This is a genomic window from Desertihabitans brevis (assembly GCF_003327535.1).
Lineage (GTDB): Bacteria > Actinomycetota > Actinomycetes > Propionibacteriales > Propionibacteriaceae > Desertihabitans > Desertihabitans brevis.
Genome location: NZ_QOUI01000001.1, coordinates 574,118 through 587,576 on the forward strand (window position 1 = coordinate 574,118; position 13,459 = coordinate 587,576).

The 13,459-nt window shown below is 74.5% G+C and carries 11 protein-coding genes; 3 read left to right on the top strand and 8 right to left on the bottom strand.

Features of this window, described 5'->3' with window-relative positions; genetic code table 11:
* Positions 1 to 19: 19 nt before the first annotated feature.
* The 3 genes from DT076_RS02715 to DT076_RS02725 all read right to left on the bottom strand — a co-directional run bounded on the left by DT076_RS02715 (position 20) and on the right by DT076_RS02725 (position 2,170).
* Positions 20 to 490 (bottom strand): DUF3093 family protein, encoded by a 471-nt coding sequence (locus tag DT076_RS02715; RefSeq protein WP_114125054.1) that lies wholly within the window; start codon positions 488 to 490, stop codon positions 20 to 22.
* A gap of 118 nt (positions 491 to 608) precedes the next feature.
* Positions 609 to 908: a DUF4193 domain-containing protein gene (locus tag DT076_RS02720; protein WP_114125055.1), complete on the bottom strand. Its 300-nt coding sequence runs from the start codon at positions 906 to 908 to the stop codon at positions 609 to 611.
* Between the two features lie 137 nt (positions 909 to 1,045).
* A complete protein-coding gene (locus tag DT076_RS02725) occupies positions 1,046 to 2,170 on the bottom strand; it encodes a ferrochelatase (RefSeq protein WP_233493583.1) in 1,125 nt (374 codons plus the stop codon).
* A 112-nt stretch (positions 2,171 to 2,282) separates the two neighbouring features.
* Between DT076_RS02725 and sepH the strand changes: the two genes are divergently transcribed.
* Complete coding sequence (gene sepH / locus DT076_RS02730) at positions 2,283 to 3,614, top strand: septation protein SepH (protein WP_114125056.1); 1,332 nt, start codon at positions 2,283 to 2,285, stop codon at positions 3,612 to 3,614.
* 45 nt (positions 3,615 to 3,659) lie between these two features.
* Here sepH and DT076_RS02735 read toward each other — a convergent pair whose 3' ends face one another.
* From DT076_RS02735 to DT076_RS02755, 5 genes are all read right to left on the bottom strand, one after another.
* On the bottom strand, positions 3,660 to 4,523 hold the full coding sequence (locus DT076_RS02735) for a sulfurtransferase (protein ID WP_114125057.1): 864 nt from the start codon (positions 4,521 to 4,523) through the stop codon (positions 3,660 to 3,662).
* On the bottom strand, positions 4,523 to 5,221 hold the full coding sequence (locus DT076_RS02740; protein WP_114125058.1) for a thymidine kinase: 699 nt from the start codon (positions 5,219 to 5,221) through the stop codon (positions 4,523 to 4,525). Before DT076_RS02740 ends, DT076_RS02735 begins: the two co-directional genes overlap by 1 nt.
* Positions 5,222 to 5,233: 12 nt before the next feature.
* Positions 5,234 to 6,385 carry an alkaline phosphatase family protein gene (locus DT076_RS02745; protein WP_114125059.1) on the bottom strand — a complete coding sequence of 384 codons (1,152 nt, stop codon included), beginning with the start codon at positions 6,383 to 6,385 and terminating at the stop codon, positions 5,234 to 5,236.
* A 2-nt stretch (positions 6,386 to 6,387) separates the two neighbouring features.
* Positions 6,388 to 6,981, bottom strand: a complete 594-nt coding sequence (locus tag DT076_RS02750) for a DUF5998 family protein (RefSeq protein WP_325048346.1) — start codon at positions 6,979 to 6,981, stop codon at positions 6,388 to 6,390.
* Positions 6,982 to 7,076: 95 nt separating this feature from the next.
* The gene (locus tag DT076_RS02755) at positions 7,077 to 9,725 is read right to left on the bottom strand and encodes a GNAT family N-acetyltransferase (RefSeq protein ID WP_114125061.1); all 2,649 of its coding nucleotides are present in this window, start codon (positions 9,723 to 9,725) and stop codon (positions 7,077 to 7,079) included.
* A 98-nt stretch (positions 9,726 to 9,823) separates the two neighbouring features.
* On the opposite strand from DT076_RS02755, the gene DT076_RS02760 reads away from it, so the two are divergent.
* Together DT076_RS02760 and DT076_RS02765 are read left to right on the top strand one after the other, a co-directional pair.
* On the top strand, positions 9,824 to 10,876 hold the full coding sequence (locus DT076_RS02760; RefSeq protein WP_114125062.1) for an App1 family protein: 1,053 nt from the start codon (positions 9,824 to 9,826) through the stop codon (positions 10,874 to 10,876).
* Between the two features lie 107 nt (positions 10,877 to 10,983).
* Positions 10,984 to 13,452 (top strand): DNA gyrase/topoisomerase IV subunit A, encoded by a 2,469-nt coding sequence (locus DT076_RS02765; protein ID WP_114125063.1) that lies wholly within the window; start codon positions 10,984 to 10,986, stop codon positions 13,450 to 13,452.
* Positions 13,453 to 13,459: the final 7 nt, after the last annotated feature.

Consider the following 13,459-nt stretch of genomic DNA (forward strand, 5'->3'; position numbering starts at 1 on the left):
GTCCGCCGACGGGGTCTGCTCAGTGCTCACCGCGGTCGTCCTCCCGCTCGGTCCGCAGCCGCTCGCGGATCGCGGCGGCCAGCTGCTCGGGCCGTCGGCTGGAGATCAGCCACGCCGGGTGCGGGTCGGCGGGGTCGCACAGCTCGACCCGCACCGCGCCGGGGACGTAGGAGCGCTGCAGCCGCCAGGCCCGGACGTCGGCCCGTCCACGCAGCCGGTCCTCCACCTCCGCGGCGTCCAGGCTGCGGGCCCCGGCCACCCACCGCCACTCGATCCGGGCGGTGCCGGCGCGCAGGCCGGCGGCGTCGGCCACCACCGGGCTGGACAGCTGCCACAGCAGCAGCCCGACCAGGACGGAGACCACCGCGGTGACCCCCAGCACCAGCGGCCAGGAGAGCACCAGCGCGCAGGTCACGGCCACCGAGGCCACCGCGGCCAGCGCCACCAGGACCCAGCTCCAGGGCACGAGCAGACGTTCGCGGTGGCTCACCCGGCCAACCTAGTGCTCGCCACCGGCCGCGGCGAACCGCGGAGACGCCGACGGGCGGGTGCGGAACACTCCGCACCCGCCCGTTCTCAGACGTCCCCCCGCCGGGGTGTCGCGCCGTTCAGCCGGCGCAGTCGAAGCAGTACTCGTCGTCGCCGCGCTTCTCGGCGATCTGGCTGCGGTGCCGCACCAGGAAGCAGCCCGCACAGGTGAACTCGTCGGACTGCTTGGGCAGCACCCGGACGGTCAGCTCCTCGTGGGAGAGGTCGGCGCCGGGAAGCTCGAAGGACTCCGCAGCCTCGACCTCGTCTTCGTCGACCTTGCCGGAGTTCTTGTCGTTCCGGCGCGTCTTGAGAGCCTCGATGCTGTCCTCGCTGATCTCCTCATCGGTCTTGCGAGGGGCGTCGTAGTCGGTCGCCATGGGTTCCTTCCTCGGGGTTGCCGTGCTCTGGAGGCCAGAAACACGAGCGCATGCATATCACACGCGCCGAACTGCGGGGAGACCCCTTTTGTTCCCGCTTCCGCGCGGCGTCCCCGAGGTCGCTTCGGGGCCCCGTCTCAGCCCGCCGCCGGGGCCTGGCAGAGGGCCGGCCGGGCGGGCTCACGCAGGTTCGGGCAGCAGTCGGCCGGGCACCGCAGCAGGCCCGGACTGCCGCCGTCGATGACGCTGGGGGCGGCCGGCTCCGACCGCTCCACCGCCGCCCGCTCCAGCACCAGCTCGACCAGCCCGGAGACGAAGGCCGGGTGGACGCCGGCGGTCGCCGCCCGCTCCATCCGCAGCCCCAGCTCGTCGGCGGTCTCGCGGGCCTCGGTGTCGAGGTCGAAGACGACCTCCATGTGGTCGGAGACGAAGCCGATCGGCGAGACCACGACGCTGCGGACACCCTGGGCGGCGAGCTCGGCCAGCCGGTCGTTGATGTCGGGCTCGAGCCAGGGCTGCGACGGTGGGCCGGAGCGGGAGCAGTAGACCAGGTCGAAGGGGTGCTCCACGCCGGTGCTGCGGCGCAGCTGCCAGACGATCTCCTCGGCCACCGACTGGTGCCAGTCGACGTAGGAGCCGTTGTCGCTGCGCGGCGGCGGGCCGGCGGTGGCCGCCATCGCAGTGGGCAGGGAGTGGGTGACGAAGAGCAGGTGCGGCACCTCGTCGGGCAGCTTGGCCAGGGCGTCGCGGACGGCGTCGGTGTTGGCGTCGACGAAGCCGGGGTGCTGGGCGTAGTGGCGGACCCGGTCCACCTGGAGCTCGGTGCCGGCGGCGCGGACGGCGTCCCAGGCGTCCCAGAGGTTCTCCCGGTACTGCCGGCAGGAGGAGTAGGACGGGTAGGCGCTGGTGGTCACCGCGAGCACCCGGCGGTGGCCGTCGGCGGCGAGCTGGGCCATGGTGTCGCCCAGCCAGGGCGCGGTGTTGCGGTTGCCCCAGTACAGCGGGGTGTCCAGGCCGCGGGCGTCCAGCTCCGCGCGCAGCGCGGCCAGCAGCTCCCGGCACTGGTCGTTGATGGGGCTGCGTCCGCCGAAGGCCAGGTAGTGCCCGGCCACCTCCTGCAGCCGCTCCTCGGGGATGCCCCGCCCACCGGTGACCTGGCGGAGGAAGGGCATCACCTCGTCAGGACCCTCGGGGCCGCCGAAGGAGACCAGCAGCACGGCGTCGTAGGGCTCCAGACCGGATGGGGGCACGGTGGAGGACACGGTCAGCCATCCTGCCAGACCGCCCGGGCGGCCCGGCACCGACCGCGCCTCCCACACGGCGGGGACCGCTGCGGGTAGGTTGGGGCGACATCATGGGAGGAGGCGCTGGTCGATGCGCACGCGCCGGTCGGTGACCACGGGGCGCCCCCGGGGTCTCACGCCCGACGGCACGCAGCTCGTCGTCACCACCGACTCCGGTGAGGACGTGGCCATCGCGGTCGAGGCACTACGGGCCACCCTCCGGCAGGATCGTCCGGCGGCCCGACTGGAGAAGCAGATGGACAGTGGACTGACACCTCGCGAGATCCAAGAGCGGATCCGCGCCGGGGCCTCCCCCGAGGAGGTCGCCGAGAGCGCGGGCGTCCCGGTCGAGCGGATCCAGGCCTTCGCCGCGCCCGTGCTCGCCGAGCGCACCCACGTCGTCACCCTCGCGCTGTCGTCCTCGGTACGGCGCCGCGGGGAGCCGGTCAGCGGACGCACCCTGCGCGACCTGGTCACCGAACGGCTGGTGGCCCACCAGGTCCCCGGCAAGGCCGTCGCCTGGCAGGCCTGGCGCACCGAGGACCGCCAGTGGCGGGTGTCGGGGACGGTGACCGTCGGCGAGGAGGTCCGGCGCGGCGAGTTCCTCTTCGACCTCAAGGCCCGGTTCAGCACCGCGGTCGACGACGACGCCCGCTGGCTGCTCGGCGAGCTGAGCACTGCCCGTCCGCGCACCACCGACGACCCCGACAGCGAGCCCACCGAGGACCTCGGCGACGACGAGCTGGCCCTGGTCCGGGCGCTGTCGGGCTCGCCCCTGCAGGGCGGCGGGCTGCTGCCCGGGGGCGGGCTGGAGGAGGAGCCGGGCCGGCGCGAGGACTCCGGGCCGATCTGGCGGCCCGGCAGCCCGCGCCAGCTCTCGGGGGCCGAGCAGCACGACTCCGGGCGGATCCCCCGCTGGCCGCAGGGCCCCGACGCCGACCTGGCCGGCCCGCCGGCCGCGCGCACCCCGGTACCGGCCCCGGCCGGCGATGACGTGGTGCCCGACGACGGCTCCGACCTCGACGTCCTCTACGCGATGCTCGGCGGTGTCCAGGAGGACTCGGTGACCATCTACACCGGGCTGGACGACCGACCCGCGGAGCCGGCCGAGCCGGTTGCCGCAGCCGGCACCGCCCCGGCCGCCCCGGGCGGCGAGGGCGTCGGGTCACCGTCGGCGGACGAGCCACGGCGGCGTCGGCGGCGGGGACGCCGGACCGACACCCACGAGGAGGCCGAGGTGCCGGCGCCGGGCGAGCCGCCGGTCGACGACCTGGAGCAGCCGTCGCTGCTGGAGGACCCGGACCAGCCCGGCGAGCCGGCGGCGGAGGCCGTCGAGCCGCCGCCGACGAAGAAGGGCGGCCGGCGCAAGCGGGCCAGCATCCCCAGCTGGGACGAGATCATGTTCGGGGCGCCCCGGCGCTGACCGCCGTCCGGAGACGGGCGGCCGGGCCATACGCCTCGGGCCGGCTCAGCGGCCGGTGGCCACCGGCCGGTCGGGGTCGCTCACCCAGTCGCTCCACGAGCCGGCGTACAGCACGCCGTCCTCGCGGCCCAGCTCGGCCAGCGCCAGCAGGCCCTGGGTGGCGGTCACCCCGGAGCCGCAGTAGAGCACCGGGTCGGCGTCGAGGTCGCCGACCGCGTCGGCCAGGCGGTCCGTGGGCAGCATCCGGCCGTCCGCGCCGAACAGCGCCGCCCCCGGCAGGTTGACCGCACCGGGCACGTGCCCGGCCACCGGGTCGAAGGGCTCGACCTCGCCGCGGAACCGCTGCGGCGCCCGGACGTCGACCACCGGTCGGCCCTGCGCCAGCGCGACCGCCACGCCGTCGGCGTCGACCACCGGCAGCCGCGACGGCCCGGCCACGAAGTCGCCGGGCGGCACGGGCGGCTCCGCGCCGGTGGCCACCGGCAGCCCGGCCCGCTGCCAGGCGGCGAACCCGCCGTCGAGCACCCGGACCCGGTCGTGCCCGGCGTCGCGCAGCAGCCACCACAGCCGGGCCGCGGCCAGCAGCGCGCCGCCGTCGACCACCACCACCGGCCGGCCGACGTGCAGGCCCGCCTGGCGCATCGCCTGCTCGAACACCGCCGGGGTGGGCAGCGGGTGCCGACCGGCACCGCCGCGGGAGCGCTCGCCGTGACCGCTCAGCCCGGTCTCCAGGTCGACCCAGCGGGCGCCGGGCAGGTGGCCGGCCTCGAACTCCTCCCGGCCGTCGGGGCCGGTGAGGTTCCACCGGGGGTCCAGCACCAGCGGACGTCCCGGGTCGGCGTCCCCGGCCGGCGGCAGCAGCTCGGCCGCCAGCTCCTCCACGTCGACCAACCAGCGTCGTGCACCCATCAGACCTCCTCGAACGGCAGCGGTTCCGGGCTGAGCGTGGCACGGGCGACCGCGCTCGTCACCCGGCGCCGGTGGTGGGCCCGGCAGAGCACCTCGTAGGTCACCTCCGGCTCGCCCGGCGTCGACCCGTCCGGGGACGTCTGGTCCCCGGTGGCCATCGCCTGCTCGGCCCGGGTGTCGCCCACCGCGACCTGCGACCCCTCGAGCACCATCACCCCGTCGACCAGCCGGGCGTTGTGGGTGGCGACCTGCCCGCACCAGCACAGCGGGCGCACCTGCAGGGTCTCCATCCGGTCGCACAGCTCGACCAGCCGCTGCGAAGCGGGGAACATCCGGGTCCGGAAGTCGCTGAGGATGCCGAAGGCGAACACGTCCAGCTGCAGCTCGTCGACGATCCGGGCCAGCTGGTCGACCTGCTCGGCGGTGTAGAACTGCGCCTCGTCGCAGACCAGGTAGTCGACCCGGCGGCCCGAGGTCAGCTCGTCGACGAGCCAGCGCCAGAAGTCGAACCCGGGGTGCACCTCCAGCGCCCTCTGCTCCAGCCCCAGCCGGGAGGTCACCCTGGCCTGGCCGGAGCGGTCGTGGCTGGTGAACAACCGCCCCGCCCGTCCGCCCGCGGTGTGGGTGTGGTGCACCTGCAGGGCCAGCGTGGACTTGCCGCAGTCCATCGGTCCGGTGAAGAAGATCAGCTCGGGCACGCCCTCCCCCTCTCAGTCCACCAGCAGCGGCACGCGCATCTCGGCCGAGGTCAGCGACCCGTGCATGCCGAGCAGGCTGAGCTCGCGGTCCAGGCTGCGGGTCATCACCGCGCCGGGCCCGCGCATCGCCACCAGCACGTCGCCGAAGCGCAGCCGCACCCGTTCGTCGGCGGGACCGAACCAGCCCTCGTCGAAGGCCTCGTCGCGGGTGCGCACCCAGGCAGACTCCCCCAGCCGGTCGCGCCACCGCGCGGTCACCCCGGCCAGCTGGTTGGCGGCGTCGGCCAGGTGCAGCTGGCGCAGCCGGCCCTCCCCCGCCAGCCGGTGCACGCCGACCAGCAGCTCCGGCTCGTCCTCGACCACCAGCTGGTCGGCCCAGGCCACGTCGACCATGCCGTGGTCGCCGGTGACCACCAGCCGGACGTCGTCGGGCAACGCCTGGCGCAACCGCTCGCAGTAGGCGTCGATCCGGATCAGGTGGCGCAGCCACGCCTCGGACCGGCTGCCCTCGACGTGCCCGGTGTGGTCGAGGGCGCGTTCGTAGCCGTAGACCAGAGTCCGCCGGGCCGTGGTGGCCGCCTCGACGATCAGCTCGATCCGGCGGTCCTCGTCCCCCTCGTCGTCCAGCCCGAGGAAGGACGGACCGCGCAGGGCGGCGAAGGTGAGCCCGCTGCCGCGGAAGCGGGCCGGGGCCACGCTGGAGACCGCGACGTCGTCCTTGAGCGCCTCGAACACGGTCGGGCGCGGCTGGACGTCGCGGGGCGCAGCCGCGGAGTCCCAGACCAGGGCGTTGAGCACCTCATCGGTGTGCGGCAGCCGGAACATGTAGCCGGCCATCCCGTGCCCACCCGGCGGCAGCCCGGTGCCCAGCGAGCTGAGGCTGGTCACCGTGGTGCTCGGGACGCCGGCGGTGATCGCGGTGCCGGTGCGGGTCAGCCCGCCGAGGTAGGGCGCCTCCCGCGCGGCGGAGCGCAGCAGGTCCCAGCCGAGCCCGTCGACGAGCATCACCACCCAGCGCTCGCCCTCCGGCAGCGGCAGCGGAGCCGGGCGCTCCGGCTCCAGCCGACGTCCCAGCCGGGCGGCCACGGTGGGCAGCAGGTCGGTCAGGCTGGCGCTGCCGTAGGCGGGCAGCACCATCTCCGGCAACGCGGTCGTGGCGGCCACCCTCAGCGCCCACCCCGGACGCCGCTGGCCTGCTGCAACGCCTCGGCGAAGGCCACCAGGCGGTCCAGCCGCTGCTGGCCGTCGGCGGCCACGCTCACCCGCAGCGTCAGGTCGTCGGGGGTGAGAGTGCCGGTGTAGCCGTGGTCGGCGGTGCACTGCGGGTCCTCGCACCCGGCCGGCTCCAGCTCCAGCCGGCGCATGGTGCCCCAGCCGACGTTCAGCCAGGCCTCGCTCACCCCGCTGCGTCCGGGCTGCCAGCGGGCCGGCTCGGCCACCACCTTGGTCAGCGCCACCGCGACGATCCCGGACAGCCGGATCGACTCCACCGAGAGGACGGCCTGCCCGTCCCCGCCGGGGCGGCTCTCGGCCTCGTCGCCCTCCGGACGCGGGTCGACCGGGGCCTCGTCGGTGTGCACCAGGACCAGCCGGGTGGGCGTCAGCACCAGCACGGTGAGGTGGCGGTGCACCTCGTCGCGGGTGAAGGTCGGCTCGAGGTGCAGGCAGTAGGAGAGGATCTCCTCCTCACCGACGCCGCCGGTGACGGCGTCGGCGATCAGCGCCGGGAAGTACCCGCTCGCCGCGATCTCCTCCTGCAACGCCCTCGCTTCCCCGCTCCGCGGCGGGCTGGGACGTCTCGCGCTCGACGACATGGGGGCCATCCTTCCACGGCGTCCCGACATCCTCCGACCGTTCAGAGCGCGCGCGCCTGCGGGTCGCGGACGTCGCGGGTGGGCACCACGCTGACCCGCGCGCCGAGCACCGCCACGCCGCGGGTGGAGGCCAGGCACGGGGTGAGCACGACCTCGCTGAGCTGGGGCAGCAGGTCGGCCATCTCGGCCACCCGGTGCAGCAGGTCCTCCACCGCGCCGGTGTCGACGCCGCGGCTGCCGCCGAGGCCGAACAGCAGCGGCGCGGCCTTCAGCGAGCGCACCATCGCCGCGGCGTCCACGTCGGTCAGCGGCGGCACCCGGAACACCACGTCGCCGAGCATGTCGGAGGCGAACCCGGCCAGGCCGAGGCTGATCACCGGGCCGAAGTCGGGGTCCTCCACCGAGCGGACCACCAGCGAGACGCCCGGCGGCATCATCGCCTGCACCACCGGCTCGGCCACGTGCTGGTCGTCCATGGTGCCCAGCCCCAGCTCGTTGACGAGCCGGCCCAGGTCGGCCCAGGCCTCGGCCATGTCGGCGGCGTCGTCGAGGTTGCGGTGCACGCTGGCCAGGTCGGGACGTCCGCGCACCGAGACCGCGGTGGCCTTGAGCACGACGTCCCAGCCCAGCCGCTCGGCCACCCGGGTCGCCTCGGTGAGGGTGTCCACCCGGTAGCGGGGCACGGCCCGGATGCCGAAGGCGCGCAGCAGCGCCGCGGACTCGTCGTCGGTCAGGGTGCGTCCCCCGGGCGCGTCGGTGAGCACGTCGTGCACCAGCCGGCGGGCCTCCTCCACCTCCAGCTCCAGCAGCGGCACCGCACCAGGGTCGCGCGCCCGCCAGTGGGCGTAGGCGGAGACGGCGTTGAGCGCGGCCAGCGCGTCGCCGTAGCCGGAGTAGGTGGGCAGCTGGCCCGGTCCGTCGTGGCCGGCCGCCCGACGGGCGACCCGGGTGAAGTCGACGAACACGCCGACCAGCGGCTTGGCGGTGGTGGCGGCCAGCGCCGACAGCCGGCCGTGGGCGTCGTTGGCGACCGTGTCGTAGATGCCCACCACGACGCACAGCACCGAGTCGTTGCTGGTGTCGTCCAGGGCCGTCTGGGCGGCCGCGACGAAGGCGTGCCCGTCAGCGTCGGCGTCCAGCGTCACCGGCTCGTTGGGCACCAGACCCATCCGGGCCGCGGCGGCGGTGACGTGGCTGGCCATCGTCGGGTCGTTGGTCACCACCCGCACCCGCGGCCCGGCCGGGAGCGGCTGGCGGGCCAGCAGCTTGGCCAGGTCGTACATCGCGTCGCGGCGTTCGCTGACGATCACCCCCGACTGGCGGAAGAGCGCGTCGACGGCCCCCGGCGGGGCCATCGCGCCCGGACGGGCCAGCTCCGCCTCGTGGCCCGAGCGCAGCGACCGGCTGGGCGCGAAGACCACCACCGGCTTGCGGCGGGCCAGCCGGCGCACGATCCGGGTGAACTTGCGCGGGTTGCCGATCTTGTCCAGCGACAGCAGGCAGACCGCGGTCCGCTCGTCGTCCTCCCAGAACTGCATGACGTCGTTGGCGGTGACGTCGGAGAAGGGGCCGGTGGAGAGGAAGTTGGCGATCCCGACGTTGTGCTCCAGCGCCGAGGACAGCAGCACCACCCCGATCGCGGCGGACTGGCTGAACAGCCCGACCCGTCCGGTGCGCGGCATCGGAGCCGGGGTGGCGTTGAGCCGGACGCCGTCGTCGGTGTTGATCAGGCCGAGGGTGTCCGGTCCGAGGGCGCGCAGCCCGTAGGCGCGGGCCAGGCTGATCACCTCGGTGCGGCCCGGGTGGTCCGGACCGGGACCGCCCATCACCAGCATCCCCTTGGCCCCGTGGTGGGCGACGTCGATCACCACCCCGCCGAGCTCGTCGGGTCCGACCGCCACCACCGCCAGGTCGACGAACTCGCCGACCTCGGTCACCGAGCTGATCATCCGCACCCCCTGCACCGGCTCGCCGTCGGTGCTCAGCGCCATCAGCTCACCGGTGAAGGGACCGTCGGCGATGGCGTCACCGAGACGCTGCAGCCGGCGTCCGGGACCGATCAGGACGGCCCGCTCGGGGGTGAGCAGGCGGCGGATCGAGGCGGCCTCGGCCCGGTGCTCGCGCCGCTCCATCACCCCCACGGAGGTGTCGGTGGGCAGGATGGGGAAGTCGACCTGGACCACCCCGTCCTCCAGCTGGCGGCTGACCCGGTACCCGGCGTCGGTGAACACCCCGACCATGGCGCGGTTCTGCGGCAGCACCTCGGCGGTGAACCGGGTGATGCCCCGCTCCCGGGCGGCCTCGGCCAGGTGCTCCAGCAGCAGCGGCCCCACCCCGCGTCCCTGCTGGGAGTCCTCCACCAGGAAGGCCACCTCGGCCTCGTCGTTCTCCAGCCGGTCGAAGCGGCCGACCGCGACCATCTCGCCGCGGATGGTGAGGATCAGCGCGACCCGGTTGACGTAGTCCACCTGGGTGAAGCGGCGCACGTCGCGGGGGCTGAGCACCGGGTAGGGGGCGAAGAAGCGCAGGAACTTCGACTCCTCCGAGACCCGCCCGTAGAAGTCGGTGAGCAGGGAGGCGTCCTCGGGCCGGATCGGGCGCAGGTGCGCGGTGCCGCCGTCGGAGAGCACGACGTCGGCCTCCCACTGCTGCGGATAGCCCTCGGGCAGCTCGGTCAGGTCCCCGGACACGCGGTCATGCTAGCGGCCGGCGCCCGGCCGCCCCCGGCCCGTGCGACGGCGCCCGGACCATCCGGCGGGTGAGCACCGGGTCCGTTATCGTCGTCCCCATGTCGGACCGCCCCTTCATCGCCGCGCGGGTCGAGGACCGCCTGATCGCCGTGCTCAACGGCCTCCTCCGCGGCCGGGGGTGGAGCGAGCGGGTGGTCGGCTACACCGGCTACGGCAACCGGCGCTTCGTGCGGGTGCTGGCCCGGGTCGTGCTCACCCCCGACCCCGACCACGTGCCACTGCCCGTCGCCCGCACCCTGGACCGCCGCGGCTGGCGCAACTTCCTCACCGCCCCCGCGCTGCGGGCGAAGGTGACGGTGCGCACCGGGGACCGGTTCAGCACCGCGCACGTGAGCCGCAACGGCTACCTCGACCTGCGCATCCTCGAGCACGGGCTGGAGCCGGGCTGGCGGACGGTCAGCGTGGAGACCGAGGAGGCGCCGCCGGTGGAGGTGCCGGTGCGCATCCTCGAGGACGACGTCGACTTCGGCATCGTCAGCGACATCGACGACACCGTGATCTCGACCTCGCTGCCCCGGCCGCTGCTGGCGTTCTGGAACACCTTCGTGCTGCAGGAGTCGGCCCGTCAGCCGGTGCCGGGCATGTCGGAGCTGTACCAGAAGCTGCTGGCCGAGCGTCCGGGCTCGCCGCTGGTCTACGTCTCCACCGGGGCCTGGAACACCGCCCCGACGCTGGCCCGCTTCCTCGGCCACCACGAGTTCCCGCGCGGGCCGCTGCTGCTCACCGACTGGGGCCCGACCAACACCGGCTGGTTCCGCAGCGGCCCGGAGCACAAGCTCAACTGCCTGCACGCGCTGGCCCACGACTTCCCCGAGATCTCCTGGGTGCTGATCGGCGACGACGGCCAGCACGACCCGAGCCTGTACAACGAGTTCGCCACCCGGTTCCCCGACCGGGTGCGCGCGATCGGCATCCGCCAGCTGAACGCGGTCGAGCAGGTGCTCGCCCACGGCACGCCGATGACCCTGCTGGAGGAGCAGCTCTCCTCCGGCCCGCACGGCCCCGCCCCGGAGGTCCGTGCCCCCGACGGCCGGGGGCTGTGGGAGCTGCTCTCGCGGGTGCTGGCCCGCGAGCCCAGCCCGACACCCTGACGCGCCCCGCCCGTCCGCGCGCGGCGTTGCACCACGGCTCCGGCGCCGCGAGCGGACACAATGGCGGGTGCTGCCCGATCACCTGCCGATGAGGAGCCTGGCTGCCCATGCCCCGCAAGAGTGCCCCGGTGGACGACGACTTCACCGAGCGGATCCTCGACGTCGACGTCTCCGACGAGATGCAGACCAGCTTCCTGGAGTACGCCTACTCGGTGATCTACAGCCGGGCGCTGCCCGACGCCCGGGACGGGTTGAAGCCGGTGCAGCGCCGGATCCTCTACACCATGGACGAGATGAACCTGCGTCCGGACCGCGGCCACGTCAAGTGCGCCCGCGTCGTCGGGCAGGTGATGGGCTTCTACCACCCGCACGGTGATGGCGCGATCTACGACGCCCTGGTCCGCACCGCCCAGCCCTGGCTCATGCGGCTGCCGCTGGTGGACGGGCACGGCAACTTCGGCTCCCCCGACGCCGGCCCGGCCGCGATGCGCTACACGGAGTGCCGGATGTCGCCGGCCGCGATCGCGATGACCGCCGGGTTGGACCAGGACACCGTCGACTTCCGCCCCAACTACGACGGCAAGGAGTCCGAGCCGTCGGTGCTGCCGGCCGCCTTCCCCAACCTGCTGGTCAACGGCACCAGCGGCATCGCGGTCGGGATGGCCACCAACATCCCGCCACACAACCTGGTCGAGGTGGTGCAGGCGCTGCGCCACCTGCTGCGCCACCCCGACGCCGACGTCGACGCCCTGATGCGTTTCGTCCCCGGCCCGGACCTGCCCACCGGCGGCAAGATCATCGGCCTGGACGGCATCCGCGACGCCTACGCCACCGGCAAGGGCTCGTTCCGGATGCGCGCCACCGCCCGGGTCGAGCAGACCTCACCGCGGCGCAAGGGCATCGTCGTCACCGAGCTGCCGCTGGCCGTCGGCCCGGAGAAGGTGATGGAGCAGCTCAAGACGCAGGTGCAGGCCAAGAAGCTGCAGGGCATCGCCGACGTCAAGGACCTCACCGACCTCGCCAACGGCACCCGGCTGGTGATCGAGGTCAAGAACGGCTTCAACCCCGACGTGCTGCTGGAGCAGCTGTACCGGGCGACCTCCCTGGAGCTGTCGTTCGGCATCAACTCCGTCGCCCTGGTCGACGGCCAGCCGCGGACCCTCAGCCTGCCCGAGATGCTGCGGGTCTACCTCGACCACCGGCTCGAGGTCACCCTGCGCCGCACCCGCTTCGACCGGGACAAGGCCACCGAGCGGCTGCACCTGATCGAGGGCCTGCTGGTCGCCATCCTCGACATCGACTCCGTGATCGCGGTGATCCGCCGCTCCGACGACGCCGCCGCCGCGCGGGCCTCGCTGATGGAGATCTTCGAGCTGTCCGAGCCGCAGGCCAGCTACATCCTGGAGATGCAGCTGCGCCGGCTGACCCGGTTCTCCCGGATCGAGCTGGAGTCCGAGCGGGACCGGCTCGGCGCCGAGATCGAGGCGCTGACCCGGATCATCGAGGACGAGTCGGTGCTGCGCCAGACCGTCGGGGACGAGCTGGCGGCGGTCGCCAAGGAGTTCGGCACCCCCCGGCGGACGGTGCTGCTGGCCTCCAGCGGGGTCACCGCCACCACCGCGGCCGCCCCGCTCGAGGTGGCCGACGACCCGTGCTGGGTGCTGCTGTCGAGCTCTCGGCTGGTGGCCCGCACCGCTGCGGCCGCCGACGGCGGGGAGGAGCAGCGGCCGACCGGTGGCGGGCGCGCCACCCACGACGTCATCACCAGCCGGATCCGCACCACCGCCCGCGGTGAGTTCGGCGTGGTGACCTCCGCCGGCCGGCTGGTCCGGGTGCAGGCCCTCGACCTGCCCCAGCTGCCCAGCACCGCCGCCGCGCCGAACCTGCAGGGCGGGGTGCCGCTGAGCGAGCTGGTGGTGCTCGAGCCCGGGGAGTCGGTGCTCTGCCTGACCACCCTCGACCCGGGTTCCCCCGGGCTGGCGCTGGGCACCCGTCAGGGCGTGGTCAAGCGGGTCAACCCCGAGGTGCTCGGCCGTGACGCCTGGGAGGTGATCGGGCTGCGCGACGGCGACGAGGTGGTGGGTGCGGTGGAGCTGAGCGACCCCGACACCCAGGAGCTGGTCTTCGTCACCACCGACGCCCAGCTGCTGCACTTCCCCGCCTCCGCGGTGCGCCCGCAGGGCCGCAGCGGCGGCGGCATCGCCGGCATCAAGCTGACCGCCGGGGCGCGGGTGCTGTTCTTCGGCGCCGCGTCGACCACCGGGGACGGCCCGGGGGCGTCGGTGGTCACGGTGGCCGGCAGCTCCAGCGCGCTGCCCGGCACCGACACCGGGTCGGTCAAGGTCACCCCGCTGGCGGCCTACCCCGGCAAGGGCCGGGCCACCGGCGGGATGCGCTGCATGCGGCTGCTCAAGGGCGAGGACGCACTGGTCGCCGCCTGGGTCGGGGAGCACCCGGCGGCGGCCGCGGCCTCGGGCAGCCCGGTCGAGCTGCCGGCGGTCGACCCGCGCCGGGACGCCTCGGGCCAGCCGGTCAGCCAGCCGATCGACGGTCTGGGCAGCCGGCCCACCGACTGATACCCGC

What these genes read in the sequence shown, in the direction of transcription:
- DT076_RS02720 (WP_114125055.1), bottom strand. Translation starts at nt 908, where the DNA reads ATGGCGACCGACTACGACGCCCCTCGCAAGACCGATGAGGAGATCAGC.
- sepH (WP_114125056.1), top strand. Translation starts at nt 2,283, where the DNA reads ATGCGCACGCGCCGGTCGGTGACCACGGGGCGCCCCCGGGGTCTCACG.
- DT076_RS02735 (WP_114125057.1), bottom strand. Translation starts at nt 4,523, where the DNA reads ATGGGTGCACGACGCTGGTTGGTCGACGTGGAGGAGCTGGCGGCCGAG.
- DT076_RS02760 (WP_114125062.1), top strand. Translation starts at nt 9,824, where the DNA reads ATGTCGGACCGCCCCTTCATCGCCGCGCGGGTCGAGGACCGCCTGATC.
- DT076_RS02765 (WP_114125063.1), top strand. Translation starts at nt 10,984, where the DNA reads ATGCCCCGCAAGAGTGCCCCGGTGGACGACGACTTCACCGAGCGGATC.